Origin of the sequence: Rhizobium etli CFN 42 (assembly GCF_000092045.1) — a bacterium.
Classification (GTDB): Bacteria; Pseudomonadota; Alphaproteobacteria; order Rhizobiales; family Rhizobiaceae; genus Rhizobium; species Rhizobium etli.
Genome location: NC_004041.2, coordinates 70629 through 96131, shown reverse-complemented (window position 1 = coordinate 96131; position 25503 = coordinate 70629). Strand labels below are relative to the sequence as shown.

At 58.0% G+C, this 25503-nt stretch carries 20 protein-coding genes and 5 pseudogenes; 12 read left to right on the top strand and 13 right to left on the bottom strand.

Annotated elements, in window-relative coordinates; genetic code table 11:
- Window positions 1–57: 57 nt before the first annotated feature.
- The 3 genes from RHE_RS29850 to RHE_RS29840 form a co-directional block, all read right to left on the bottom strand.
- Window positions 58–486 (bottom strand): carboxymuconolactone decarboxylase family protein, encoded by a 429-nt coding sequence (locus RHE_RS29850; RefSeq protein WP_004668619.1) that lies wholly within the window; start codon window positions 484–486, stop codon window positions 58–60.
- A gap of 77 nt (window positions 487–563) precedes the next feature.
- Window positions 564–1448 carry an NAD(P)-dependent oxidoreductase gene (locus tag RHE_RS29845; protein WP_011053340.1) on the bottom strand — a complete coding sequence of 295 codons (885 nt, stop codon included), beginning with the start codon at window positions 1446–1448 and terminating at the stop codon, window positions 564–566.
- A gap of 314 nt (window positions 1449–1762) precedes the next feature.
- On the bottom strand, window positions 1763–2443 hold the full coding sequence (locus tag RHE_RS29840; RefSeq protein WP_004668612.1) for a GntR family transcriptional regulator: 681 nt from the start codon (window positions 2441–2443) through the stop codon (window positions 1763–1765).
- A 596-nt stretch (window positions 2444–3039) separates the two neighbouring features.
- Between RHE_RS29840 and RHE_RS29835 the strand changes: the two genes are divergently transcribed.
- On the top strand, window positions 3040–3375 hold the full coding sequence (locus RHE_RS29835) for a helix-turn-helix domain-containing protein (RefSeq protein WP_026188835.1): 336 nt from the start codon (window positions 3040–3042) through the stop codon (window positions 3373–3375).
- A 160-nt stretch (window positions 3376–3535) separates the two neighbouring features.
- Window positions 3536–3861, top strand: a pseudogene (locus tag RHE_RS34705) (HipA domain-containing protein); the annotation flags it as partial.
- A gap of 223 nt (window positions 3862–4084) precedes the next feature.
- Here RHE_RS34705 and RHE_RS29830 read toward each other — a convergent pair.
- From RHE_RS29830 to RHE_RS29815, 6 genes and pseudogenes are all read right to left on the bottom strand, one after another.
- On the bottom strand, window positions 4085–6475 hold the full coding sequence (locus tag RHE_RS29830; protein ID WP_011053336.1) for a DUF3141 domain-containing protein: 2391 nt from the start codon (window positions 6473–6475) through the stop codon (window positions 4085–4087).
- Window positions 6476–6877: 402 nt separating this feature from the next.
- Window positions 6878–7071, bottom strand: a pseudogene (locus tag RHE_RS33960) (IS21 family transposase); the annotation flags it as partial.
- A gap of 65 nt (window positions 7072–7136) precedes the next feature.
- Window positions 7137–8666, bottom strand: a complete 1530-nt coding sequence (locus RHE_RS29825) for a zinc-binding metallopeptidase family protein (RefSeq protein ID WP_004668604.1) — start codon at window positions 8664–8666, stop codon at window positions 7137–7139.
- A gap of 482 nt (window positions 8667–9148) precedes the next feature.
- Complete coding sequence (locus RHE_RS32525; RefSeq protein ID WP_011053334.1) at window positions 9149–9604, bottom strand: hypothetical protein; 456 nt, start codon at window positions 9602–9604, stop codon at window positions 9149–9151.
- Between the two features lie 31 nt (window positions 9605–9635).
- Complete coding sequence (locus RHE_RS29820) at window positions 9636–11147, bottom strand: tyrosinase family protein (RefSeq protein ID WP_029875549.1); 1512 nt, start codon at window positions 11145–11147, stop codon at window positions 9636–9638.
- Window positions 11148–11914: 767 nt separating this feature from the next.
- Window positions 11915–13068 (bottom strand): annotated as a pseudogene (locus tag RHE_RS29815) (IS256 family transposase).
- Window positions 13069–13319: 251 nt separating this feature from the next.
- Between RHE_RS29815 and RHE_RS35225 the strand changes: the two are divergent.
- From RHE_RS35225 to RHE_RS29795, 4 genes and pseudogenes are all read left to right on the top strand, one after another.
- A pseudogene (locus tag RHE_RS35225) lies at window positions 13320–13444 on the top strand (IS481 family transposase); the annotation flags it as partial.
- A gap of 877 nt (window positions 13445–14321) precedes the next feature.
- Entirely contained in the window at window positions 14322–15455 is a 1134-nt protein-coding gene (locus RHE_RS34695) for a phosphoribosyltransferase domain-containing protein (protein WP_011053330.1), read from the top strand.
- 114 nt (window positions 15456–15569) lie between these two features.
- Window positions 15570–16670, top strand: coding sequence for a cysteine protease StiP domain-containing protein (locus RHE_RS29800; RefSeq protein ID WP_004675992.1), 1101 nt, complete (start codon window positions 15570–15572; stop codon window positions 16668–16670).
- Between the two features lie 158 nt (window positions 16671–16828).
- Window positions 16829–17578 carry an HAD family hydrolase gene (locus RHE_RS29795; RefSeq protein WP_004675991.1) on the top strand — a complete coding sequence of 250 codons (750 nt, stop codon included), beginning with the start codon at window positions 16829–16831 and terminating at the stop codon, window positions 17576–17578.
- 270 nt (window positions 17579–17848) lie between these two features.
- Here RHE_RS29795 and RHE_RS35025 read toward each other — a convergent pair.
- A pseudogene (locus tag RHE_RS35025) lies at window positions 17849–18196 on the bottom strand (DUF4334 domain-containing protein); the annotation flags it as partial.
- 327 nt (window positions 18197–18523) lie between these two features.
- Between RHE_RS35025 and RHE_RS29785 the strand changes: the two are divergent.
- Window positions 18524–18781 carry a hypothetical protein gene (locus RHE_RS29785; protein WP_018447059.1) on the top strand — a complete coding sequence of 86 codons (258 nt, stop codon included), beginning with the start codon at window positions 18524–18526 and terminating at the stop codon, window positions 18779–18781.
- Here the strand turns inward: RHE_RS29785 and RHE_RS29780 are convergent.
- Complete coding sequence (locus RHE_RS29780; RefSeq protein ID WP_008534295.1) at window positions 18778–19161, bottom strand: hypothetical protein; 384 nt, start codon at window positions 19159–19161, stop codon at window positions 18778–18780. The genes RHE_RS29785 and RHE_RS29780 overlap by 4 nt on opposite strands.
- A 459-nt stretch (window positions 19162–19620) precedes the next feature.
- Between RHE_RS29780 and RHE_RS29775 the strand changes: the two genes are divergently transcribed.
- Window positions 19621–20118, top strand: a complete 498-nt coding sequence (locus RHE_RS29775) for a helix-turn-helix domain-containing protein (RefSeq protein ID WP_029875506.1) — start codon at window positions 19621–19623, stop codon at window positions 20116–20118.
- A gap of 4 nt (window positions 20119–20122) precedes the next feature.
- Here the strand turns inward: RHE_RS29775 and RHE_RS29770 are convergent, their stop codons facing one another.
- Both RHE_RS29770 and RHE_RS29765 read right to left on the bottom strand, forming a co-directional pair.
- On the bottom strand, window positions 20123–20527 hold the full coding sequence (locus RHE_RS29770; protein ID WP_244425861.1) for a hypothetical protein: 405 nt from the start codon (window positions 20525–20527) through the stop codon (window positions 20123–20125).
- A gap of 18 nt (window positions 20528–20545) precedes the next feature.
- On the bottom strand, window positions 20546–21094 hold the full coding sequence (locus RHE_RS29765) for a hypothetical protein (protein ID WP_008534289.1): 549 nt from the start codon (window positions 21092–21094) through the stop codon (window positions 20546–20548).
- 253 nt (window positions 21095–21347) lie between these two features.
- On the opposite strand from RHE_RS29765, the gene RHE_RS33950 reads away from it, so the two are divergent.
- From RHE_RS33950 to RHE_RS29750, 4 genes are all read left to right on the top strand, one after another.
- Window positions 21348–21506 carry a hypothetical protein gene (locus tag RHE_RS33950; protein ID WP_004672595.1) on the top strand — a complete coding sequence of 53 codons (159 nt, stop codon included), beginning with the start codon at window positions 21348–21350 and terminating at the stop codon, window positions 21504–21506.
- A 169-nt stretch (window positions 21507–21675) separates the two neighbouring features.
- The gene (locus RHE_RS29760) at window positions 21676–22563 is read left to right on the top strand and encodes a SctD/MshK family protein (RefSeq protein ID WP_225882925.1); all 888 of its coding nucleotides are present in this window, start codon (window positions 21676–21678) and stop codon (window positions 22561–22563) included.
- 23 nt (window positions 22564–22586) lie between these two features.
- Entirely contained in the window at window positions 22587–24518 is a 1932-nt protein-coding gene (locus RHE_RS29755) for a flagellar biosynthesis protein FlhA (protein ID WP_011053326.1), read from the top strand.
- 42 nt (window positions 24519–24560) lie between these two features.
- Window positions 24561–25475 carry a pectate lyase gene (locus tag RHE_RS29750; RefSeq protein WP_004672592.1) on the top strand — a complete coding sequence of 305 codons (915 nt, stop codon included), beginning with the start codon at window positions 24561–24563 and terminating at the stop codon, window positions 25473–25475.
- The last annotated feature ends 28 nt before the right edge of the window (window positions 25476–25503 follow it).

The window sequence follows — 25503 nt, the reverse complement described above, 5'->3', positions numbered from 1 at the left end:
ATAAGCGCTGAGAACTCCGCGCATGTTGTACATGCCCCCTCACGGGACAGCACATTCTCAAATGCCCATTTCGGTGAATACTTCCTGGGCATGCCTGAAACTGTCGATGCCTGCTGGCACACCAACGTAGATAGCCACCTGAAGGAAGATCTCCTGGATCTCCTGTTTCGTAACACCGTTGTTGATGGCGCCGCGGATGTGGCCTCTGAGCTCGTGCGGTCGGTTTAAAACCGCTATCATTCCAAGGTTGAGGATCGATCGAGCGCGACGGTCGAGGCCAGGTCGGTTCCAGATATTGTCCCAACAATACTCGGTGACGAGTTCCTGCATCGGCCAGGTGAAGTCGGTCGCCTTTCCGAGGGCCGCATCAACGTAAGCGTCCCCCATCACCTGCCGACGAGTAGCAAGTCCGCGCTTGAACTGCTCCGATGGAGCTGTTCGCTCGCCGGCCTTAGACCCCTTATCTTTCCTGTCCAAAGTGGCCATTGGGTTTCGCTCCCTTCATCATATTTGACAGATTATCAGACAATTTTCAACTGTCAGTTTGGCGTAGTTTTTCGCGGTCAGGCCTGATCTTTCACGAACTGCGCAATTTTCGTATGGTCGACATCGGGGCCTAAAGCATGCCGAGCAGCATCCCAGGCATCAGCGGTACCGGCCAATGTCGGCAGCTGGAGATTGAGCGCCTTCGACAAGTCCGCTGCAATCCTAATGTCTTTCGCCATAAGCCCCAAAGCAAAACCAGAGCCAAAAGTCTCCGAGAGGATGAACTGCTTCATCTTCACTTCTGTTGCGTTGTTCTTGCCAGACGACGAGTTGAGAATATCGACGATCGTTCTAGGATCGAGACCAAACGTTCGGCCAAGAAGAACGCCTTCGATAGCTGCCAGAACCCCGGCTCCCGATACGAAATTGTTGATGGCTTTCATGGCGTGCCCTGAGCCGATCGGGCCTGTCCTAAAAATCTGGCCGCCCATGGCGCACAGGATGGGATCAGCTTGATCGATATCGTCAGAAGCACCGCCTGCCATGATAGTAAGAGAGCCTTCGACGGCTCGCTTCACTCCGCCTGACACGGGAGCATCGACCAGCCGCAAGCCCTTCTGATGCAAGCGCTCTGCGAGCTCACGAGTATCATTGGGCGCCGATGAGCTCATGTCGATGACAAGCGCGTCAGCACTCAGGGATTGCCAGGCCCCATCCTTGAAGAGCGCGTCTTGAACAATCTTGCCGTTGGGAAGCATGGTAACCGCAACATCGGCGCCATTGAATGCTTCCGCTACCGTCTCTGCCGGAACGCCGCCGACGGCCGCGAACCTTTCCCTAGCCTCGGCCGATAGATCAAAGCCAGTGACTTCGAATTGAGCCGACAACAGATGTTGTGCCATCGGCCCGCCCATTGCGCCGAGACCAATAAAGGCGACGCGCAGATTTTTTCGTGGTGACAACGTCCCGCTCCCGAATGTGAGGCAAGCACAATCAGCTACCTCCGTTAGTGAGGAGTAGTTAACGACCTATCAGACAATCTGTCAATCGGAAAATTCATGCTTGGGCCGGCCCTCCCTCGCTACGACGCCAATTTTGCCGTCGCTTCTTCAATCACCTCACTTAAAATGACCGTGCAAGCAGCACCCATCTTATCGTCCGATGGACACCAGAGAGGTTGTTGCGTTGTCAAAAGCACCGTGCCCTGAAGGATTTAATTACACCCGGCCACCTCCAGCATCAGACAATCTGTCAATTTTCGGAAAATCTTATGGCATCAGCCTGAGGTGTTGTTGCGCAGGTACTCGAGTGCGACTTTCGCAGCCATATCAATGTGGTGCTTACAAGCGGCCGCAGCCCTGGGTCCGTTGCGATTTTGGATCGCTTCGGCAATCTCTTTGATTTCTGCAATGCTATGTTTGAGGCGCCCCGGTTGTGTCATCGAAGTCATGCGCAGAAGATTGATCCGGTTGTGCAGCGATGTTAGCATTTGCCTGACGAAGACGTTTTTGCTGCCATCCATCAAGCAGTCATAGAAGGCGTTTTTGGCAGCGATGAGCCTGTGTCCCACGCCGCTTTCCGCCGACGCTTCGAATTCTCTAACGGCATCTTGCAAAGTGGCAATATCTTCCGCCGTTCCATTTTCGGCGAACTGCTGACCAGCAAACCCCTCGAGCAGCGCGCGGACGGTGTAGAGCTGAGCGGCCTCCTCATAGGTTATGATACTGACAACTGGACCCTTGTGGGGGAAGCTTGTGATCAATCCCTCTGCCTCAAGCTGCCGAAGCGCTTCACGGACGGACGTGCGACCCACGCCGATCATTTCGCAAAGCTCGCGCTCGACGAGCCTTTGCCCCGGCTTGAACTTGCCCGTCGCAATAGCCTGTCTGAGCCTTTCTTCGACTTGCACTCGAAGAGAGGCATTTTGCCGAGCGACCTGCAGCTCCACATCTACCATGATCAATGTCCTACGTAGCACTAATGAATTTGAGCTAAATATATGGCTGCTTCGCGGGGAACTTTCAATCAGATTGTCTGATGAGCGGTCATTAGCAACTATTCTAGAGGATTGAGCCCGCTGTGTAGAGGTCGGCTTCCCGATCCATGAGGAACCGATCGGTTGGCGCGCCATAAGTGGAAATTCTAGTCCAAATGGCCTAGTTCAATTGGTGTCCTGATGGCCGACAATGTCCGCCCGCCGATTTCTCAAAACCAGCCACGGTTGCGACCCTGATCGACGAGGTGTCCACGGTCACCGACACCACCGCATCTTCCAGGAGCACCCGTTCGACTAAGGGCCGGGTGCAGCTTGGCAATCGGCAAAAGCCGCATCAGCAGACGATAGTGGTTCCGATCGCGCTTCCAGTCCGGAGGCGGCATCGATCTTGAGCACCTCAAGATCCGCCATCTTTCTTCGCCTGCCAGCCTGGCTCGTACTTGCGCTATCGCTCCCGCGATTCCCATTCTAACCACTTTTCTCTCTGACCATCTCTCTTGAAAAATTGTAACCTTCGTGCTACATATCTAGTGCAATCTGTAGTGCGAAGGTGACAAATTCCGACTCCTCACAACGCTCCGGCCGCTGTGCGGCGCGCGCTGCGCAAACTGGGCGCAGACATCCACGACGCACGTCGACGTCGCCGCCTGCCTATGGCGGTAGTAGCCGAACGTGCCTTCACCTCACGCTCAACGCTTCAAAAGATCGAGGCCGGCGACACCAATGTCAGCATCGGCATCTATGCAGGCGTCCTCCAGGCACTCGGCCTGCTAGATGGGCTGAGCCAAGTCGCCGACATCCGTAACGACAGCGTCGGCCAGTCTCTGGCCAATGCAGAGTTGCCCAAGCACGCTCACCCAAGGCGATCACCGGGATCGTCACGCGATGGCTGATTTCGAAGTTCATCTCGACCTTCACGGCCGCACACGTCCCATCTGGCCCGGAGCAATCGCGCCCGTGGTGCCGAAACAATCGTGTTTGAGTATGATCGTGCCTGGCTCGAGGACCCCGGCCGCTTCTCGCTGCAGCCCGCTCTAGCTCTGAGCTGGGGAGAAAAATCACGGCTTTCTGTGGCTCAATAAAGCCAGCTGGTCGTTGTCCCCTGCCTATGACCTCAATCCAGTGCCTACGGATGTCAAGGCGCGCGCGCTGACGACAAACATTGATCTTGATGAAGGCACCTGCTCCCTTGACCTGCTGGAAGAAGCTGCAGGGCTCTACGCCCTAACGCTCGCCGAGGCTCGCGCGATCATTAAGGAAGTCGCGACACCGCAAGGTGGCGCGAGACCGCCAAGGCGGTCGGTGCGCGGTCAGCCGAGATCAACCGTATGGCCAGTGCGTTCGATCACGATGATTTGCAGCGAGCGCCAGCCCTATGACGAGAGCCTTCCTCCACAGTTTCAATCCGCCCTCTGCCGGCCCGATCACTGAACCGGATTACGGCATCGTTGCGTTGTAAAGGACGGATGTCCAATGGCAATTTTCCGATCTGCGGTCCTGGCTGAATTTGCGATGGAATTGTTTCAAGCGCCTCCGTGACCAACGAGCGAAAACCAATAATTATGTGATTCGGTGAGATCGAGACGCTACTCTACGAACAAACTATGTCACTGCCAGCGGATCCTCAATCACATCGACGATCGATGGCTGGCCAAGCACGTCCGCGAAGCGCTGTAGCATGGCAACAGTACTCGATGACATCTCCGCCCTGGAGCCCGGGATATAGCAAGCGGCTGCATAAGCGAGTTGCCGTTGCCTCGGTTCCGTTAGCAACAGCGGCAGCGTCTCCATTGCTTGCTCCGGCTCAAAGGTGACGATAGCCGTCTGCACGCGAGTGATTTCGGCCAAATGATCAGCGCTTAGTGAGCGGAAGGGCTCGTCCTCGGTCAGCACCCGTGACCAGCGCGCCAGGCGGTCGCGTCGGATCCCGCCACGATCGCTCACCAGGAGTACGACCATACGGATGATGGCATCGGCGAGTCCGCCGATCGCGATCCTCCTGAGCGCATTGGCGATGTCCGGCTGCCATCTCATATCGTCAAGTGTCGTCCCTTTGCGGTATGCTTCGTGGGGATTGTCAAAATATCGCTGCCAAGGGTTGTTCCAGATCATGTGAAACGCGAGCTCATAACCCATGTCGCGCCAGTCGCGCATGACCACGATCGCCTGTTCGACAGCCTTGAAATAGAGCGCTTCCGCAGCCAGGAAAGGATTTTCCGCTGCTGCGTTCGCCCGGGAGTTCCGTACCTGCTCTGAAATTGACTTATAGCCAACCATGATCGGATTCTGAGAAGACAGCAGCGATCGCTCCAGCCGCTTTGGATGGAACATTCGGCTGGCGTCTGCTGAGATGTCTGTGACCGCGGCCTGCACAAAGGGGCGGGCAACTGTGTGATAGATCTGCGCTTGCAGTTCAGAGACGCGGGCGACGGCAGCGAAGGGACCTCCATCGTCATGGCCATCGTTAAACTCACGGATATTCTCGAAGGTGCGCTCGATCAGTTCAACACTATAGCTCTTGTGTCCAGCATCTTCTTGAATGTCCGTGATGCGCATCTCGTAAAGGCCAGGCAACAACGCCTCAATTGCCTCGAGCGTGCTTGCAACCTCATTGTATTCTTTGTTGATTACTCTCGAGGAAACGAATGTACCGAGGTGACCGACGTCGTTGTGTACCATATAAATAATGTGCTGGCCGAGAAGGCGGATTTCCTCCTCGTTGTCATAGATTTCGGGGATCCAATTCAGCGCCTGCTGCGGCGGCGTGACATTGTCGCCATGACTGGCAAATATGATAATAGGCGCCCTGATCTTCTTAAGGTCGAAATGCCGCCGGTCCGGCTCCCCATACGCCTTGTTGTGCGCCAGTCGATTACCAACAAAGAGGTGCTCAACTATCCAGCGGATCTCGTCTCCCCGCATCAGGCAGAAGCCGCCCCACCACTTCTCAGCCTTAAGGAAGGCTTCGCTCGCCGCATCCACATCTCGGAACAGTTCGACATACTTCATGAATAACTGGCGCTCGGGATTGAGCGTTTCGAAATTCTGTACGAGATGGGCGCCGTCGAAGATGCCTCCGCCCAGATCTGACAAAAACATGGTTATCCAAGCTCCCCCGAAGAGGCCCGCCATGTAGCGGAGGGTATTTTCACCGATATTTCCCGAGGTAGGTGTCACCGGCGATCCGTTGAGGATGATCGGGCCAGCTAAGTCGAGATTTGTCGCAACCATCAGAAGGGTAGCCCAGCCAGCTTGGCAGTTGCCGACTACGACTGGAAGGCGGGCAAGCGGATGCAGGCGCATGACCTCACGAACAAAGGCCGCTTCCGCATACGTGACATTAGAGAGATACTGCCCCCCCTCTGGCTCTCGGCGGAAGGACACCAAATAAACCGGGTGACCTTCCCGGAACGCTACGCCGACCTGGCTGTCTTCTTTGTGGCCACCGACGCCGGGACTATGTCCGGCGCGCGGGCAAATGATTATGAAGGGGCGCTTCGTGTCATCGACGTTAACACCTTGGGGCGGGATCATTCGAAGTAACACGTAATTGGATTTCAAGGGCAGATCGTTTCCATCCATAACTGTCTCGTAGTCGCAGAAGAAAACCGGCGGACAGCCTGCCGCTTCATGTTCGAGGAAGATGTCGCCGCGCTGTCGGAGAAGATCCATGCACAATATGGCGCGCTCACTAGCGTCGCGCAGGTATTCCGCCCAAGCGTAGCCCAAATTCCCATTGCCGTGCACCTCGCGTAGACTCTCGGCAAGACGTTCGGCCTCAGTAAAGAGCTTTCCCTGGCGGGTAGAGTGGCTGTCGCACATGACTTGCACGCGGCGCAATAAGGCAACCTGCAGAATTTTAGCGGTTTCAGCGCCCGCTTCCGCCAAGCGTTGGAACATCGGGAATAGACTTTGGGTCACTTGGCTCTCCAGTTCCGTGGATGGCGCTTCAATCCACCGGAGCGGGTTTAGAGATGTAAGAATATCCGCCATCGTTTCAACTCCTCTATGGTTATGATCCCGTACGCATACATACGTGCCAGATCGATCGTGCTTCCGTCTGGCGAGGTGCTCGGTAGGCAATGCCGACGCCTAGGAAAGCAGTTTGACGACTTCCGACCCCAACGAGTTACCGCCGCATTCATCCCCTGCAATGTCTATGCCAAGCACTGGGTCAGCCAGCTACGCCGGGAGAGGGGCAGCAAGCTCGTCGCCAGGGAATGCCACACAAAGTCTTCATTCAGCCTGGATCAGCAGTTTCTCCCAGCTCGTTGGAGACTATCGGAGGACAGGAGGTGATGGATTCGCCTGCGGTGTGGGATCCCACCAACTAGGATGTTTCAGCGGCCGTCCGCGTGGCTTTGGTTGGGGCTAAGGCTGGTGGTGGCATGGTTTATAGACGATGCCTTCTGTCTGACGCTCACCGATGACGGCAGTCTTCATCCGGTCGCAAAGCACTCCCGCGGAGCGCCGCCGAGAGCCTCGAAGGCCGCGATGTGGAAACGCAGGCCGGTCATCTCATGCATGACGAAGCGTGCCCAGATGGGACGGCTATGACCCGGCACTATCGTGAACTGCCAGATGATCCTCGGCGCCAGTTAAAGTGCCGACCGCGTGACACCGCCATTTTCGCTGGCGTTAGTGTTGGTCAGGTTTACAGCAGATCACCGATAACAGTGGACAGGTTAAACGGAACGATTCCGATCTCACCACGCGGCATCCTGTCGAGCAAGTCGACCGTGCGGGCAAAGGTTTCGACTTGCTGAAAGGCGTAATCAGGGTCGAGCCGGTCCAAGCCTCCGCCCGGCAAGACCTGGCAAAGATAGTCCGGTATCGGACAGCTTGATATCGTCGGAATTCCTGATGCGTATAATGGCTGTCCTTCGCCCAACATCACCTGCGCCGCCGCTGGGGCGACTATCAGCGCGCGTACCTTTTTGCGCCCGCGTGCGGCAGCGATGTACACGCCACTCATCGACTTATTACTGGTATAGATCAAATCGAGTTCCGGCTTCCCGGTGGGCGCGGGGTGCCCTTTTGCAAAGTCATCTCGCCACTCGGTACATCCAAGATGCTCAATCGTAGCTCCTGCAACGGCTTTAGCATGGCCGGGTTTGCCGTCCCACAATTCTGGATGCATTTCGAGCCAGGTCGCCGTCGCCTGATTCCCGTGGCGGCCGAACTGGGCAAGCTGGAAATGACCCGTGACGAGTACGAAGACGAGGCTTCGGTTGCGGGCAGATTTCGGTAGCGAGGAGAAATAATGCGCCAGAGCGAGTACCCCAGCACCGCCGTTCTCTTCGCACGCATTAGGTCCATCGGTGTGGGTGTTGATGATGATTGTCTCAAGCAGGTTGCAGCCCGGCAAAACCGCATAAATCGTATCGGTCGCAACGTCTTCCAACGTGCCATCCAAGGTCAGGCGACCGCTCAAACCGTGCTTGATCGCGGCTTTGATCCGCTCTCCTTCAGATTGCGCCACCCATATTGCAGGTAAGCCCCAATACGGTGTGGTGAATGGCAGCACCTGCCCCTTCAACTGCACTTCCGAGACGCCTTCGAAAATGCAAACGACGGCTAAAACCCCTGCTTCACGCGCCTTGTCGATCGGTACGCCAAGCAAACCGGTGATAAGCGGCGTGGTTACGGCTTTGGGAAAGTCTATGCCTTCCGGCAGGCTGCCGCGTCGATTGGTCACCAGTTCGAGGAATGCCGCCAGATCCCGACGCTTTACCGTCACCACCGCAATTTTGCCGCGGGCTTTCTCAAACGCCTGAACCCGACCGTTGAAAAGAACCATCTTACCCGAGATACCGCCGGGAGGTGTAAGCCCGGAATACGGGAACGGCGCCGCTACCTCAATTACTTCACCATTTGACAGTTTGAACGCGGTGGTTCGTGGCATCCACCGGCGCATCGTGAGTTGATCGCGCTTCACCTCAAGGCCCATCCCTCTCAACTCACCAGCAAGATAATCGATTGCCCGTGCTTGCGCCGGGCTGCCGGTCAATCGGGGGCCGAAACTGTTGAGCCTTTTGATCCAACTCCAAAGTTTCCGCTGATCAGGGAGTGCGGGGATGGACGGCTTTCGCTGCTCACTGAATCCGGTGCTGGGAAAAGCCGGGAATACGATCCCGGCGAGAAGAGCAGTGAGCCCAACAGTCGAAAAATCTCTTCGTTTCAAGACTAACCTCCGCGCCTCTCTATCACGAATGGAAGCGATACCTATGGCCGCACGCCGCCCGTGTCCTTGCAAATCCAGTGCCATTAAAAGCACACGTCTAATCTTCAGTTTTGAATTGAACGCGCAGTCTGAATCGGTTTTGGACCGCGTGCGAAGTCAATGCAGCTTTCGGACAGACTCCGCGCAAGCATCTGAAGTGGTTGAAGAGTCACTTTACTGATCTAGGAACGCGTCGTTGGTTCAATGCCTTTAAGAGCGACTTTATCTTGAGCCTAGTCTCGGGTCGGCCAAAAACCTTTGCCTGCTTGCAGACGACCATCAGTCGCCGAATGCAGCGGCAAGACTGTAAACTGTTGACCACGATAGGCGCTGCGCGTTGGACCTTTGTCACAACAACCTATCAAAACCCTCTATTTTATCCGGCGGACTTTCATTGCCGCCAAGGTTCTGGAGCTAGCGGCAAATCAGCCCCGACTGCCAATCTATTCGATGCTTGCGTCGCTGATAGTGATGCTGGCGCCCGAACCGCCGCCTGTTTGAGGCTCCAGCCGGATAATGACGGTCTGTGGCTGACGGCAAGACGGGTCATCGGGCAAGGGAAACCCAAATCGTTGAGGCTTTGCCCCGTCCAATACCGAAAACGCCTTGTTCGGAAAAATACCAAACCTACCAATTTCGCGAACGTTACTGCCGCAGTCAAGCGAAACGACCGTCGTCACTGGTCCTGAAGTCGACGGTTCATAACCAGTGACAGTAAGGACGACCCGCGCACTGGTATCAACCGATGAGTGGACTGCTCTGCTCGATATGGTTATCGTCGCGGGCTTACTGGTCGTTGCCCGCATGTCGCTCTCGTTAGCTTGAACCGGGCTGACGATGCGCAGCATCGATAATGCCGCCGCACGAATAGCGATAAGCACCCAACGATGATAGCGCATCGATGTCTCCACAACCCAGCCAGTCCGGATGTTAGGCGGACACTATGGCTATTTCTAGCTTTGCGGGCTCTACGGCGCCGGGTTTGCCCGCTCCCGATCCGACAGGAATGAGCTGCAGGTCGATGGCCTCGCCATCCGTCTGCCCCCTTCCGCCGTAAACCCGCTGGATCGCGTCCGTCAGATCGAGGACGAAGGATGGTTTGCGATGATGGTCGCCGTCATGACCGAGAACGGCGAAAGAACCGACGTAATGGGGATCGGTGACGGGCGTATCGGCCTTAAGGTCGTTCTTGCCGAGAAACACCCGAACGCTGGTCGTGCTGGCACTGGTGATCTCGACATCGCGCAGGAATGCCAGCACACGAGGAGCGGAGGCCGCCTGCTCCTGTGCCGCGCCGAAATCCATTGTATCCATGCCGGATGGCAGAGGCGGTTGGCGGACGATCTCCTGCAATGCGCCCGCCGGGATCTTGATCGGCAGCGAAAGCGGCACGTTTTCCGTTGCCGCCTTGCTGTTGTCCGTGGAGGTGGTCGTCACGCCGGCGATTGCAGCATCGGTCGCCGTCGCCGCGATCACGGACGTGAGTTTATCGTTCAGGGCCAGCGTTTTGGCGCTCGCCGCCGCGACCTTGAAGTAGGTCCGGAAACCATAATTGTATCCGAGTTCCTCTGGAACATAAAGGTCAGAGACCTTCGGGGACCAGAAGTTGCCGTCGACATCGTAGAAATTGTCGGTGAACGGCATGTCGGCCCAGAGTCGATCCGTGCTGTTGGCGTTGCGCAAATTCCAGGTCGCCCAGATGCGGTCGATGTTGCAATGATGCATGAAGAAGATCGGATCGCGGGGCGACGACATTTCCGGCATCCAGCCACCGATATTGTTGTGCACCTGATTGTGCGGTGTGTATTCCAGCGCCCCCTGCGTGCCGCTGCTGGTGGTGACCCAGGAAGGATCGAGTGAGTTCTGTCCCTCGGGGCGGGTGGTGCCGAAGACCTCGTATGGCTTCGCCGTTAGGATGGTGTTGAGAACCTGTGGCCCAACTATATTGTCCGGCATCGGCTGCGTGATTGGCCAGGTGCGCGACGAAACATAAAGTGGATTGTCCTTGCCGTCGGGCGTCTTTTGCATTGTGAACACTTCGGGCAGGTACGGATTGTCGGTCCAGTCCCAGAACGGCATAGCGAAATCGTTGTTCTTGGTCACGTGCCGAACGATGCGCTCGTACATAGCCGTATAGGCCCTGTGCCACGGCAGGAAATACCAGTTGCCATGCGGGCAGTATTTGACGACGTCACCGCTGCCGTGAATTTTCGAGAGGTTGACCCAGTTGAATTTGTCGCTGGCGGGAAGGGCGTTGAGAAGGCGCACTGCGTCGCGATAGGTCTCGATGATCGGGTCGTTCCAGGCCAAGCCCTGCAGTGAGCGCCGCCAAGGGATTGACGGTATCTGCGCGAAGGCTTTTGTCCCCGGTAGGCCGCTGGCGAGCAGGCCTGCTGCAATGACGCCACCCTGAACGATGACATGTCTGCGTGTGATGCTCATCTTACTCTCCCTTGGATTTGAATTGTCCTTCGCCAAGATTAATGCCGCTTTTAGGCCGGTTCCGCGCCGTCTGGGCGCGGGAGCAGTGGGCAATTCGCACCACCATAGAGCTTGCGTTGGCTCTTTCTGAGTTTCGGTGAATCGGCGGCACGAGAAATGAAGCAAGCGACGTGCCACTCGAAAATGCAGCGTAAAATGCGAGCTAAAAACGCTACTACCGATCGTATTCCTGCATTCCAGTTGGAATCCAGATTCCGGAAAACTTAGTATCGCATTCCATGATCGTTCGAGCGACGGCTTGCCGACCAGCCACGGCAAGCACGTTCGGTTGCGAAAACCTCAAATGATCAAGCTGAAACAGTTGTTCAGACCGGTGAGAGGGCCCAAGATGCTGAAAACGCCCTGTGCGACGATAGAGAAGCACGCATCTCGAACAGGCTTTCCCTATCGGACCCCCAGCAATGACGGAGCCGTAGCCCGCTCGCTCTCAAATTCAAAGCTGCGAAGCAGGCACCACTCCGTGGCTTGACGGGTGCGTAGAGCAGAGCGGGACAAACCGATTGTCGTGATCTCGACAAATGCGACAAAGGGCGGCGGCTGTCCGACATTTGCGAGAATAGCGGCGGGAACTCCGCGCGGGAACAACGGGCTCACCAAGTGATCCCACTTTCAGTCCCATTGTGCCCACTCATTCGGGCTTACTGTCGGACCCTATCGAGACCTCGCCGCAGCTGCGAAGCCCCACTCATATCCGTTTGAATTTGGCATCAAGGCTTGACGCTTGCCGTCCACACGGGGCAATTCGGGCAGTGTATTAGCCTGCTGTCCCGCTCGTTTCCTGACCCGACATCACAGCGGGGCAGGCTGATTTGGGGATCATCGCTCATTTGGGCCATGGTCTCAAGCGTCATATACCTGGCGCGTTGAACGGCCCATTCATCATTCTGTTCGAGCAGCAATGCACCGACGAGACGGACGATGGCTTCGTCGTTCGGAAAGATGCCGACGACCTCGGTGCGTCGCTTGATTTCGCCGTTGAGACGCTCAATTGGATTCGTCGAGTGCAGCTTTGCCCGGTGCTCTTTGGGGAAGGTCATGTAGGCGAGCACGTCCTCTTCAGCGTCGTCCATGATGGTGGCAAGCTTCGGCACTTTCGGCCTGATTTGATCGGCGACACTGCGCCATTGTGCGCTTGCTGCCTCCGGGGTCTCCTGGGCAAAGGCCGTCGCGATGAAGGCGGATACGACCCGCCTGCCGCTCTTTCCAGCATGCGCGAGCACGTTCCTCATGAAGTGAACCCGGCACCTTTGCCAAGTGGCATTGAGAACCTTGGAAACGGCGGCCTTGATGCCCTCATGTGCATCAGAGACAACCAACTTCACCCCGCGTAGACCGCGGCGCGTTAGCCTGCGCAGGAATTCCGTCCAGATCGGTTCGGCCTCCGAGGTGCCAACTTCCATACCCAGGACCTCGCGCCGACCGTCGTTATTGACGCCGACCGCGATAATGACGGCGACTGAGACGATGCGGCCGCCACGCCGGACCTTGAGATAGGTCGCATCCACCACAGGTCGTCGACAGAACGAGTCGAGATTCCCTGGATATACGCTTCCTGGATAACGGCCGTCAGAGCTTTCTCTGCCATGCGGCGCGGTTCAAGGAAGCTCGGAAAGTAGCTGCCTTTGCGCAGCTTCGGAATGCGAAGCTCGACGGTGCCAGCCCGCGTCTCCCAATCGCGGTCACGGTAGCCATTGCGTTGAGTGAGCCGCATGGGGTTCTTCACACCGAAGTCAGCACCCGTGGCCGAGCCGACCTCCAACTCCATCAGCCGCTCGGCGGCAAAGCCAATCATCTCACGCAACAAATCTGCATCGGCACTCTTCTCAACAAGCGAACGCACGTTCATCATGTCATTGGTCATCGGTGATCTTTCCGTCAGGTTGGTCTTGAACAACCCGACCCTAGCGGAAAACACTGATGGCCGCCCGCAAAGCCGATCACCCGCTACAGCGCAACGAGAAGCGCGCGGGCGCTCGGCTTTACTCCCTACCGTCAGCTACACCAGGTGCTGGGACACGATCCGCGTTGCCGGTTGCTCACACCGCGCCACTTGGCGTATTCAAAACCGCCGAGGCTCTAATCGCCGCTGGATGAAAGTTCAGTGGCAGGTCACGCAGGCTCAAGACCCTCAAGGGCCTCACACTACGAGTTCGTCTGCAAGACATAGACTTCGCAGCCTGAACGTTTCACCCTCGATCCGCTCCATGAAAATGCCGGGACTGAACAACGACGGCTGAGTGCAGGCATCAAGACTTAAGTCTGTCGTAAAGCAGACAAAGCGAATACAAACGTGGTGCGAACTGTCGGCTATTGGCTGACACGAAGATGCAGAACCCTCGACGTGCTGGAGGTGCCCCAGGCACCTGCTATCATCGCAGGTTGGGGCCAAGGCTGGCCTGCTCTGATCCCCGGTAGTGGGCGGGGTACACCCTGCCGATTTCAATGAAGCTACGCCTTTTTTCCCGGCTGATCTCGTCCACCGTTCAAAGGCCCAACCGCCACGTCAGCAGCGTTTAGGCGAATATACGCTCCAGCATCTCTCTTAACTGCAGCGCTTCGCCGCCATCTGAGGTTTCGCGACCGCACGCGCTTGCCATGGCAGGTCCCGCAATCCGTCGCCCAAAGCCGTTATGGATGCAATACGAAATTTCCCGGCAATCTGGACATCTGCCGCGTGAGACCTGGAATGCAATATTCGAGTTCTGGTGCCTATTCAGCTCCCATTCGTGCTGCATGTCCGAGTGGCACGTCCCTTGCTTCACTTCATGCTACTGATTCACCGCAGAGAGCGAGGATGAACTGACGTAAACTCTATTTCTATCGCCCCAGTCGCTTTGTCGGAGATGGGTCACGAGCCGCATCGACGGGGCAGGAAGGCCTCAGATCGGGATTTAGCCCCAACGAAGCTGAAACCAGGGAGGCGCTCGGCCGTGCTGGCCTTCGCGCCAAGGGCCGGCGAATTCTCCTGCGATATCGTGGCGCGGATGCACTCTGAGCCTCGAGAGGTAAGTGCTACCCTGCTCGTCAACGAGACGCCAATGAGCGTGCGGCGTCACGGAAACATATGGCACGGATTTTTTCCACGGTAAACGTCCGTACTTTCGAAAGCTGGCAATGGTGAATCCTTCAACATACTCTGCGCAACTCGCCGACGGCACTATCTCGGTTCACGTGGATCGAAGCCTTGTACCCCCCATCGAGATGTTCGGCTTCGGGCAGCGAATCAACCCGAACCGCTCGTTTCTGTTTGTTTCCAAGGTTCTTGGTCGATTCCTGCCGATCCGCCCTTCGGTCATGGGAAATGCATTCGACCTCCTTGCACGTCAGATTCCTGCCGATATTCCTGGTCCGGTTTTGTTCATCGGAATAGCCGAAGCGGGCATTGGCCTTGGTGCGGGTGTCCATCGGCGGTTCCGCGAACTCACTGGTCGCGGCGATGCAATATATATCTGCTCCACTCGCCATGATCTTAAACTGCCGCTGCTGTGCGAATTTGAGGAAGAGCATAGCCATGCCCCGCGGCACCTCCTGCACGAACCATGCGAGGCAAGGCTCCGCGACTTGGTTCATGGTGCGACCGGCTTGGTACTCGTTGACGATGAGGCTTCGACAGGTAAGACATTTGCCAACATCTTCGCTGCCCTTCCTGCAAAAATTCGTTTGAAGCTGAAGCACACAGTCCTACTTACGCTTACCGACTGGTCAGAAGGCGCTGCCCGCGCGGAGATCACGGGAACAGTCAGTGAGGCTACTATCGTTTCCGGACGGTACAGTTGGACTCCGCGTGGGGATTTCACGGCAGCTACTCCGCAGGTCCCTTCCTGTGACCGTCCTAAGCGGCCCGAGGTCTGTCCCGACGTCGCTCGAGACTGGGCGCGTCTCGGCGTCGTCGATCACTTGCAGGGTCTCAATGCAAACGCTGCCGATGACGGGATTACCCTCGTACTCGGAACGGGCGAACACGTGTGGCAGCCCTTCCTGCTTGCGGAGCGCTTGGAAAAGGAGGGCGCTGAGGTTTTCTATTCATCCGTGACGCGTTCTCCCCTGTCGAAAGGCCACGCGATCGGTTCAGTACTTTCGTTCTCCGACAACTACGGCGGAACGGTTCCACATTACCTCTACAACGTCGATCCAGCGCTGTACTCGAAAATTATACTCTGCTCGGAGACAGGCCCGGAAAATGTCTGTGCCAGCCTGATGTCCGCACTGGGCGATCCCATTGTCCTTTCAGACGTAGAAGGTGAATGAAGCCGCCTTAGGCCATGCGGTCTGCCGCTTCGAAATCGGCTCACTCGATCGGACATTTCCGCCAGTCCACAGCGACACAACACTGCTGTCGCGTTACCTAAGGACATCACTCCCATGGGGGATACCTATGACAGCATCGCCTCCCCTGCCACACTAGGCTCCTACGCCGAATACGACGTGACGCTCCTTCTCAAGAGAGTGGATATTCAGCCTACTGACACGGCCACGAGGGAAGAGGCCATCCAATCCGGGCGGCGGCATTACTCGGAAATGATTTCCGCCGAGATGGCCCCGACCCGCGAATACATGGAGCTGTTTGCTAAGGCCATGGCCACTGGTGGCCCGCGCATGGGCGCCGAGACGGCACGCCTCGCCCTCGCGATCGTGCAGTCGGTCGAGGGTCCTATTACCCTTGTCAGTTTGGTCCGCGCCGGCGTGCCCTTCGGCATCCTTCTCAAGAGGGCCATCGCCTTACTCGGCCGGGACGTCGGACACTACGGGTTGTCGATCATTCGCGACAAGGGCGTTGACGACGAGGCTATGCGCCACATTCTTGCCAGGCGTCCTGTCGAGAGCATCGTCTTCGTAGATAGCTGGACGGGCAAAGGAGCAATTGCGAACCAACTCGAAAAGAGCTTCAAGGACTACTCAGACCGGCCTGCGCGGCTAGTTGTATTGGCCGACCCCTGCGGCTGCGCATGGCTCGCCGCATCGGGCGACGACTGGCTTATTCCCTCCGGAATGCTAGGATGCACCGTATCCGGGCTTATCAGCCGCTCGATCCTCAACGCTGCCCTCGTCGGTCCCGGTGACTTCCACGCCTGCGTCCAGTGGGATAATCTCGCGGAACACGATATTTCCCGATCATTCGTGGATGGTATGTGGAATGATGTCTCCACTGTGATTGCAACCGAAATCCCGAGCGTCTGGAGTATCGAGACCCGCCGGGCGCATCGCGATGCCGCCGCCGCTGCCGTCGCCTGGGTGATGGGGGAGGACGCCGTAACGAACATCAACCGAGTAAAGCCGGGCATTGCGGAGGCGACCAGGGCCATCCTGCGACGTGTGCCGGAAAAGGTGTACGTCTCGTCGCCAACCGATCCAGAACTCGCGGCCCTCATGTACCTGATCGACAACAAAGGCGTCCCGTATGTCGTCTCCCCTAGAAAGATCGCCCCCTACCGCGCCGTCACGCTGATCCGGCACGTCTCCTAATCTCCACGTATGTCTACTTACGAGCTCGGCGCGCAGGTCAAGGAAACTGAGATGTGACAAATTCCGTATCGTAAAATTCATTGCCAATGGAGAATCCGCGAAAGCTCACATCTGGCAATCGATCAGATATTTAACCAGTCGCATTTTGGAGTACGCATATGAAGCCCATTGCTCTGGTGGACCTCGACGACACCTTGTTTCAAACCAAGAAAAAGATACCGGAGATTGCGGAAGCCGATCTGGTATTGGCGTCCAAATCCATTAATGGAAGCAACTCCTATATGACGAAGATTCAAGCTGCCTTTGTCGAGTGGCTGCTCGTCTCCACGGAGGCCATCCCGGTTACGGCGCGCGGCTCTGAGGCTCTTTCGCGCGTTACGATCGCGTTTGAAAGCTACTCAATCGTATCGAACGGTGCCGTCATCCTCAAAAAGGACGGCAAGCCTGACGCCGAATGGCATGAGGTCGTCGCAAGGGAGCTCCGGCCGCTTGCCGGCTTTTTCGATAAGCTCCTCGATGAGGGCAGGACCAAGGCGAGGGAACTTGGCGTCCACATCCGGTGCTGGTCGGTGATGGAAGCTGATCTCGCGACATATGTTGTCTTCAAAGAGATTGACGGAGACGGCTCACGCCTTGAAGAGATTGTGCCGATCATTCGAGAAAAACGGGGTTGGGTTCGACACCACAACGGCAATAACCTTGCGCTAGTTCCGCCTGCGATCTCAAAACGGGTGGCCTCACAATTTCTGCTCAAAAAGCTTCGGACGGAGCATCCAGGTCGCCCAGTGATCGGCTACGGTGACAGTGTGAGCGACTTCTCCTACCTGTCCCTCTGCGACTGGTGGGGCGCTCCGGGTAACTCTCAAATGACAGACCTTGTCGTTTCCGCTGTTGCGCGTGAGAGATAGGTGACACGCGTACTGCGAACGTGGTGATATGTGAGGAGGGTGCAGGAATGATCCTGCACCTCCAGTCTTTTAGTAGAAACTTCCTATGGGTAAAACGCCGCGCCATATCGCGGTAAGAACCATGGCAAGCGCGGCGAGGATCGCGAGATTCCCGTCGGCTTTTACCACGAGTACGTAGAGCTTGTATTTCAGCATGATATGACCTTTCGATGAGCTCATTAGGAACTGCCGTCTCGACGGTTCGTGCCTTACTTGCGCAGAGCGAAATTTCGCGCCCATGATCCTCTCGGCGTCGATCCGCCGGAAATGGTCGACGATGGGTTGATCGTCATAGACCATGGCCGCGCTCTTGACGCAGCCGAACATCATGGCCTTCAAAGACGCGACCGGGCCCTCGCCCGCAGCCGGCGCTGGAGATAGGAAAACTTGGTTGCTTGCCACACGCGTCCTGTCGATCTTATAAAAACGCAACGTTAGCCGAAGCGGGATCCATTTGGGATCCACGGCAACCAGCCGCCGGTCTCCCGCTCGAAACAGCAGCACATCGGCGCGCATGTCCGGCGTGAACCGTTTGCCGAACCAGCCAAGATCTTCGAGCACACCATCGAACGATGCCCCGTCGATTGGCGACTGTCTATCCATTCAAGCGGCCAGTGCGGCTGCTCGGCGTCACGCTTTCAACGCTGACGACCTCCGATCGGCAATGCACGACCCCAGTCCCAACTTGATCTCGGGCTCTGACGGCCCATCGCCCCGAAATAGAAAAGCCTGCCGCGGGAGGAGGTGCGGCAGGCTTTCCTAAAAGAACCGAACGGCGACCTGGGAGGAGGAGTGCCGCTGTTCCCACAGACGTCCCTTTGGGAGGAGGAGTGGGCCGTCTAAACTTCGAAGCGTTGCGGGAGGAAGCATCGCTTCGATGAAAATAGCAATACTCGGGCCAGCGCCATGAAGCCAGCGTCTATGTTGCACTGCAGCTATGCACCCGCCGCAACAATCGGCAGGACATCGAGCATTCCTACCCCTGATTTTGTCGGCGGCTCTGCCGCTGTTACAGAGTGGAACCGCTACAACGTCAATTTCGATATCGAAAGCCCCAAGAAGGCCGTGACAGTTCGCGGCGGCCCTGCCGTCATGGAAAGTAGCGCCGCTGGAGACGGTGGCCGGCAGCTAAGCTGGATCGGTGCGGTTCGCGACAGTCATTAGGGGACACCCGGTGACAGACAGTATGAAGTGGCAGTCGCTCCCAGAAGCGCAAGATGTTCTGCGGGTATGTTTTCACCGTTAAGACCCGGCTGTACAATCCCGATCCGGTACTCGATGAACTTGCGTCGGGCAGCCTTTCGAAGCGTGGCCAAGTCATTCAGGCTGCCTCGAATGAAACGGGCCCGGCCCTTAAGATGTGATGTTTCTCTCACGGTCAGGTGGTTGATGAGGTTCTTCAAGCTCCATGTCCCCTTCACCCCCTTCTGTGCTTGACCGCAAACGAGGTAAAGATCGTCCGCCCGGCGCCCCATTACTGCCTGCGAGTATTTCAGATGCCAGAGAAGTACGGTGACGGTATCGTCCGTCTCCTCGATCGCCACGACGTCCGCGCTCTCCCAGGTGTCATCGTCATCTCTTCCGGGAGAGTGGGCAGACAATCCTCGCAATGGGCGTTCCGCTGATCGCACCTCCTTTGGTTTTCTGACCACTTTACCGCCCGAAGCGTGACCTCTCGCTTTTGAGGCAAGTGTCCGAGCGTAAAGCGAAGCTATTGAATCTTGTAAAGAATTCGGTTGCGCAGCGGGCGGATTCCCGCTATCTTTTTCGATAGGGCAGTACGCGCTGCCCTGGGGTGTGGAAACCCCTACACGTGGTTGATGCCGGCCGTAACGGCATCACACTCCTTGACCTTCGGTCGAGGAGCCTGTGGCGTATGTCCAGGTTCCTCGGAACTAAAGGCCACAGGACCGTCGTGTACGGTTTCCAACTCCCCGATCAGTGGGTTTAGCGAGTTTTCAGCGGGGGCGCACCGCGTGAAACTCTCCATCGGGGTGTCCACCATGAAGCGCTATGCAGCAGCACAGGTCCGGACTTCGAGGCCTGCGCAAGCCGAACAGTCGAATGTAGCGCGCGAGTTGGTGCATCCAGTTGATCGGCATGTCGGACAGCAAATCCGTATCCGCCGAATGCAGTCGAATGTATCCCTAGGGGATCTCGGCGCCGGCATCGGGGTCAGTTTGCAGCAGGTACAAAAATATGAAAGCGGTAAGAACCGCGTCAGCGCTTCGATGCTCTACGAGCTTGCCAATTGCCTCAAGATCCCTGTTTCGAGGTTTTTCGAAGGTCTTCCAGATCCCGAAACCACTCAGGGCCAGCAAATCATAACAGAGATCGATGAGAAGATTGCCTACATTTCCACGGCGGAGGGACGGCGTCTGATAGACGACGTTTTGCTCCTTTCTCCGCGTGTGCGCAGCCGGGTCGTTGCCCTCGTCAGCTCGATTGTCGATGAAGAGATGGAAGAACAGAAGCCGGTTGGTTCATCTGCTGGTTCTTAGCTCCCTACCGGTCGATTTTCTCCGCTGCTTCAAGCGAAAATTCGACGCGCAATACCGCCTTCTGTGCTCGCGAAAAATCGGCGGCGACGTGTTCTGCCCGCTCTTGCGCGGCGCGCCGGGCGGCTTTGTGTTGCGCAAGCGATAGGCCGGCATCGGCTTCATGGCTGCGCAATACGGATTGTCGCATCAGCGCGTCCTGAAGCTCGGCGGCGGCGATGACACCACTCTTGCGCAATACGTCGACGACAGGATTGCCGGCGGCCCGGCTTGCCGCGATGTCGAGCGCTTCGGAGGCTTTCGTTTCCCGCTCCCGCGCGCTTTCGGCATCCGCCCGCGCCTCGGAGAGGCTGCGGGAAAGATTGTCCGCCCGCAGGCTGCGGATCTGCAGCAACTGCCTGAGAGATTTCATCGCCTTCATATCAGCCGCTCAGGCACCGTTGTTCGTCGTCAGGATTTCCAGCTGGCCGCCCTTGATGACCTTGATGCTGTCGGCTTGCTGCCGGCTCAGCACGTCTTCGACGGCCTTGGTGAAGACGGCGGGCCCGCGCACCAGCACCAAGCCGCTGGCGGGATCTTCACGCAGCGCATCGTCCGGCAGCAGCGGGAACAGCGCGCGAATGGCGTTTTGCTCGGTCTTCCAGCTGCGGCCGCCGCGATCGAGGACAACGGTGGAGACCTCCTGCTTCGGCGCGATGATGATGCGGCTGCCGTCATAGGCGACGAAGAGATTGCTGGCATCGCCAAGCTTGACAAAGGCCTTGGCTCCGCTTTCCCGGACGGACCAGTGCTCGACCTTGCCGCTCAGCGTCCCGACTGTCGTGACCGGGATGCCGGACATGAAGGACAGCGTCTGGACGACATCGCCAAGCGGCAGGGAGACGACATCCAGGCGCACCTCCCGCTCGCTGGCGCCGGCCGGTGGAGGAAAGGAGGCCAGCAGTCCGATAGCGGCCATGTAAACAAAACGCGCAAACATCTGAGTTTACCTCACGATCCGGATATCGCCCGACAACTAATGAACGAATGAAGGCAGGGCTGCGAAATCCAATCTATTAATAATTATCTGATCTACTGTTGCAGATCATCGGTCCGCTGGGAACAGGACGGATATCCATTTCGCGCATTTGTTGTACATATCGCGAATTAATAACTTTTTAACATAAGCTATTGAATTCGATCTTGAATTCTGCAAGGCTCTGGCCGCCAAAACCATGCAAGGAGTTCAAGACATGGCTAGTACTTCGACACTTGATGCGGGCATCGGCTCGGCGATTTCCGCCTTCAAGTCGGCCCAGAACGAAGCGACCGAGCAGAGCCTGAAGGTTGCAACCGAAATCACCAAGATCAACGGCGTCGCAAACGCCATCAAGAAGATCGGCCCAGGCTGATTGAAACAATGGCGAGACGGGTTCGCCCGTCTCGCTTCCCCGCTCTCGAAGACAATAAAAGCCGCTCGACGGACGGTTCGGGAACAAGATGGTTATGGATCTAGATTCCTCTTCGCCGACATTCAGAGGTAACGCCGGCAACGCTGCGTCAGGCAGCGGCGGACCGGTCTTGCGCATCACGCGTGCCGGGCGCAGCTCCAATCTGCCGCTGACGGCGGAGCGGCAGGTGGTCGGCGGCAGCGCCGATTGCGACCTGATCATCCTCGGCGCCAAACCAGAACCCGCCTTTGCCATCAGTTTGCAGCGCTCCCGCGGCTCCGACACGGTGTCGTTGACCGCGCTGCGGGATGACGTCGTGATCAACGGTCGTTCCATCCCACGCGATCGGACGATGACCCTTACGAAGAGGCAGACCATCTCCTTCGACGGCACGGCCTGCGAACTCGAAGGTCTCGGCGCCGGGCGCGTGCGGTTCGCGCCACGCCGGATTGCGGCTGCCGGCCTTCTCGGGCTGGCGGCGTTGCTTTTGCTGGCCGGGCTTTACAACAGCGATGCGCCGGCTCACGAAGCCCCGCTCGTCAGGGTTTCCGCCGCGCCGGAACCGGCGCCGTCATCGGCGGCAATTGCTGCCGAAATCCGCCAGGTCATTCGTATGGCTCAGCTTCCCCAAGATCTGAGCATCGTCGCCACCGCCGACGAGATTCGCATCGGCGAAGGATCGCGCCCTCTCTGCCTGCCCGACAAGGCCAAGCTGCGCAGCATCATCGCCTCGATGAGCCGGCGCGGTTCCGTTTCCATCGTCGATCTCACCGCCCTCTCTTCCGGTCTCGACGGCTTCGTCGCCGCCGCCGGCTATACGCCCGTCAGATTCATCATCGGCTCCGACGGCCGCCGCTACGAGGAAGGCGATGTCGTTTCGAGCGGCTGGCGGATCAAGGAGATCGGCAAAGACCAGATGACCGTTTCCCGCGACAGTGAGGACGATACGGTCAATTTCGCCCCCGCCGGCAGTGCCGAGCCGAAGCTCGCCGAAATTTCCAGCAGCGAACAAGAATAGGCGATGGCGTCGGAAGCCGGATCATGAAGGTAAGGTCATCCGCCATCGCCATGCTTGCGCAACGCACCGATATGCTGCTTGCGGTGTTTTTCGCCTCCGTCGTGACGATGCTGGTGCTGCCGCTTCCGACAATCGTTCTGGACGTGCTGATCGCTTTCAATCTCTCCTTCGCTTTCGTGGTGCTGATCACCACGACCTATCTGAAGAGCGTGCTTGAAATCTCGACCTTTCCCGCGGTCATTCTGATCGGCACGCTGTTCCGCCTGGCCTTGACGATTTCCTCGACCCGGCTCGTGCTGGCGGACGCCGATGCCGGCGAGATCATCATGGCCTTCGGCGATTTCGTCGTTGCGGGAAATGTCGTCGTCGGGCTGATCATTTTCCTGATCGTGGCGCTGGTGCAGTTCATCGTGGTGACGAAGGGCGCCGAGCGCATCGCCGAGGTCGGCGCGCGTTTCACGCTCGACGCCATGCCCGGCAAGCAGCTCGCCATCGACAGCGACCTGCGTAACGGCCATATCACCACGGAAGCCGCGCAGAAGCGCCGGTCGCGCCTCGAACAGGAGAGCCAGTTCTTCGGGGCGATGGACGGCGCGATGCGCTTCGTCAAGGGCGATGCGGTCGCAGGATTGGTGATCGTCGCCGTCAATCTCATCGGCGGCCTGGCGATCGGTATCTTCCAGAAGGGCCTGAGCTTCGCCGAGGCCGCCCATCTCTATACGCTGCTGTCGATCGGCGACGGTCTGGTGTCGCAGATTCCGTCCATTCTGATGGCAGTCTCGGCCGGTATCGTCGTGACCCGCGTGTCCGATGACGGCAACGGCAGTCTCGGCAGCGATATCGGCCGCGAACTCTTCCGGGAGCCCCGTGCATTGGCGATTGCGGCGGCGCTGACGATCTGCGCGGGCTTCGTGCCGGGATTTCCCACAGGCGTGCTCGGCGCGATCGGCCTGTGTCTGGCGGGCCTTGCCTTCATGGTGCATCGCCGGCGCGCCGGCCCAGCCGCGGCCGCATCGGCGAATGCCGTGGAAAGCGCCAATTCCTATCCGCTCGACAGGACGAAATATGGCGATCCCGTCATCGCCACCGTCGCGGTGGAAACGCTGGCGCGGCTTGAGGCGATGCGACTCGGCGAAATGCTGGACGGGCGGATCCGCATGGCGGCGCGCGCCGTCGGCGTCTCCGTGACGGTGCCGACGTTCAACGCCGATCCCCGCATGGCCGAGGATCTGATCCACCTTCAGGTCGAAAACGTGCCCGCCGGTCTCGTCAGCTGCGGTCCCGAACGGACGGCCGAACAGATTGCCGACGGCATCGTGCGCATCGTCCGCCGCCATATCGGCGCCCTGTTCAGCGTCGACGACGCGGCACAATGGCTGGGCAGCCTCGAACCGCGTCTCGGCAAACTGGCGATCGACGTCGCCACCCAGGTGCCGCTGATGCTGACGGTCGCGGTCGTCAGACGCCTGCTGGATTCCGGCGTGACGCTTTCCCAGCCGCGCGGACTGCTGGAAGTGATGCTGCACGCCGGCACCGATCACGCGCCGGATGCCCTGGCCGAAATGGCGCGCGCCGCGCTGGTCAAGCAGATCGCCTTCGGGCTTCTCGACCGGCGCGGATTGCTGCCGGCGCTGGTGCTTCCCACCGAATGGGACCACTTCATCCGCTCCTATGACGCCGCTGGAGCGACCGAGAAGATCGAGATAGCCGAAAGGCTGCGCCTGCTGGCCGAGAAAGCCAGGCAGGCTCTCGAGGACGCCAACGAGCGGGGATACGATCCCATCATCATCGTGCCGGGCGAGTGGCGCCTGCTCACCCAGACGCTGATGATCCACCACAACTGCCGCATTCCGGTGCTGGCGGCGGAGGAGATCGACAGGGATATAACGATCGAAACCATCGGAGAGATCGGGCAAATCCGGAACGCTGCCGGCTCCAAACAAAGGCCGGGCTGATAGAGCAAGTGAAGTAGACGAGACCAACTGGGGATGAATGCAATGTGTGGCGTAGATGGACAAAGGCCCATAGACTTCGACAGAACCTCCCGTTTCGACCTTGAGTCCGATTGCCTTGGCGGCAGCAATAGGGCCGACACGGATTTCACCACCATCCGAACCCGCAAGGTCTCGCCCTTCGAAGATTTCTCCGGCAACCCGCCGACACTGACCTCCTATGTGCCGAATTCGCGGGAAACGTCGGAAAACGGCATGGATTCCGACCCCAAGGATCTGCTGCGCAAGCACATCAACTGGCAATCCGACTCCAAGAAGGTGGATCCATCCGACGAGAAACAGGCCACGACTTTGCAGACCACGACGGAAAAACCCGACCTCTCGAAAGAGGGCAGCGTCATCGTCGTCAACGAGCCGATCGTCGTGGATGGCGGCGTGTTCGACGGCAAGGGCGCGACCTATACGGCCTCGTCCAAGCTCGGCGATGGCGGCCAGTCCGAAACCCAATCGCCGCTGTTCATTCTCAAGAACGGCGCGACGCTCAAGAATGTCGATCTCGGCGAGAATGGCGCCGACGGAATCCACGTCTATGACGGCGCGACGCTCGAAAACGTCAATTGGCAGAATGTCGGCGAGGATGCGCTGACGGTAAAAAGCGCCGGCGACATCACTATTATCGGTGGCTCCGCCAAGGGCGCGACCGACAAGATCTTCCAGATCAATGCCGACACGAGGTTCTATCTGAAGGATTTCGTCGCTGACGGCTTTACCACGCTCGTGCGCACCAACGGCGGCAAGCAGATCGACGCCGACGTCACCATCGATGGCGGGGCGTTCTCCCACGGCAGCAACGTCTTCCGCACCGACAGCTCACTTGCCAGCGTGACGTTCCTCTCCGATATCACGCTGGACGATGTGAAGAACTGGACGCGTGTAGGTGACAACCAATCGGGCGTCTGAGACGCCCGACCACCGGAACCGCAAAGCG

Coding starts and splice junctions, on each gene's coding strand:
- RHE_RS29800 (WP_004675992.1), top strand. CDS start 15,570: ATGGGGGATACCTATGACAGCATCGCCTCCCCTGCCACACTAGGCTCC.
- RHE_RS29770 (WP_244425861.1), bottom strand. CDS start 20,527: ATGAAATCTCTCAGGCAGTTGCTGCAGATCCGCAGCCTGCGGGCGGAC.
- RHE_RS29785 (WP_018447059.1), top strand. CDS start 18,524: ATGAAGCCAGCGTCTATGTTGCACTGCAGCTATGCACCCGCCGCAACA.
- RHE_RS29820 (WP_029875549.1), bottom strand. CDS start 11,147: ATGAGCATCACACGCAGACATGTCATCGTTCAGGGTGGCGTCATTGCA.
- RHE_RS29750 (WP_004672592.1), top strand. CDS start 24,561: ATGTGTGGCGTAGATGGACAAAGGCCCATAGACTTCGACAGAACCTCC.
- RHE_RS29765 (WP_008534289.1), bottom strand. CDS start 21,094: ATGTTTGCGCGTTTTGTTTACATGGCCGCTATCGGACTGCTGGCCTCC.
- RHE_RS29840 (WP_004668612.1), bottom strand. CDS start 2,443: ATGGTAGATGTGGAGCTGCAGGTCGCTCGGCAAAATGCCTCTCTTCGA.
- RHE_RS29775 (WP_029875506.1), top strand. CDS start 19,621: ATGAAGCGCTATGCAGCAGCACAGGTCCGGACTTCGAGGCCTGCGCAA.
- RHE_RS29795 (WP_004675991.1), top strand. CDS start 16,829: ATGAAGCCCATTGCTCTGGTGGACCTCGACGACACCTTGTTTCAAACC.
- RHE_RS34695 (WP_011053330.1), top strand. CDS start 14,322: ATGGTGAATCCTTCAACATACTCTGCGCAACTCGCCGACGGCACTATC.
- RHE_RS29850 (WP_004668619.1), bottom strand. CDS start 486: ATGGCCACTTTGGACAGGAAAGATAAGGGGTCTAAGGCCGGCGAGCGA.
- RHE_RS33950 (WP_004672595.1), top strand. CDS start 21,348: ATGGCTAGTACTTCGACACTTGATGCGGGCATCGGCTCGGCGATTTCC.
- RHE_RS32525 (WP_011053334.1), bottom strand. CDS start 9,604: ATGCGCTATCATCGTTGGGTGCTTATCGCTATTCGTGCGGCGGCATTA.
- RHE_RS29755 (WP_011053326.1), top strand. CDS start 22,587: ATGAAGGTAAGGTCATCCGCCATCGCCATGCTTGCGCAACGCACCGAT.
- RHE_RS29830 (WP_011053336.1), bottom strand. CDS start 6,475: ATGGCGGATATTCTTACATCTCTAAACCCGCTCCGGTGGATTGAAGCG.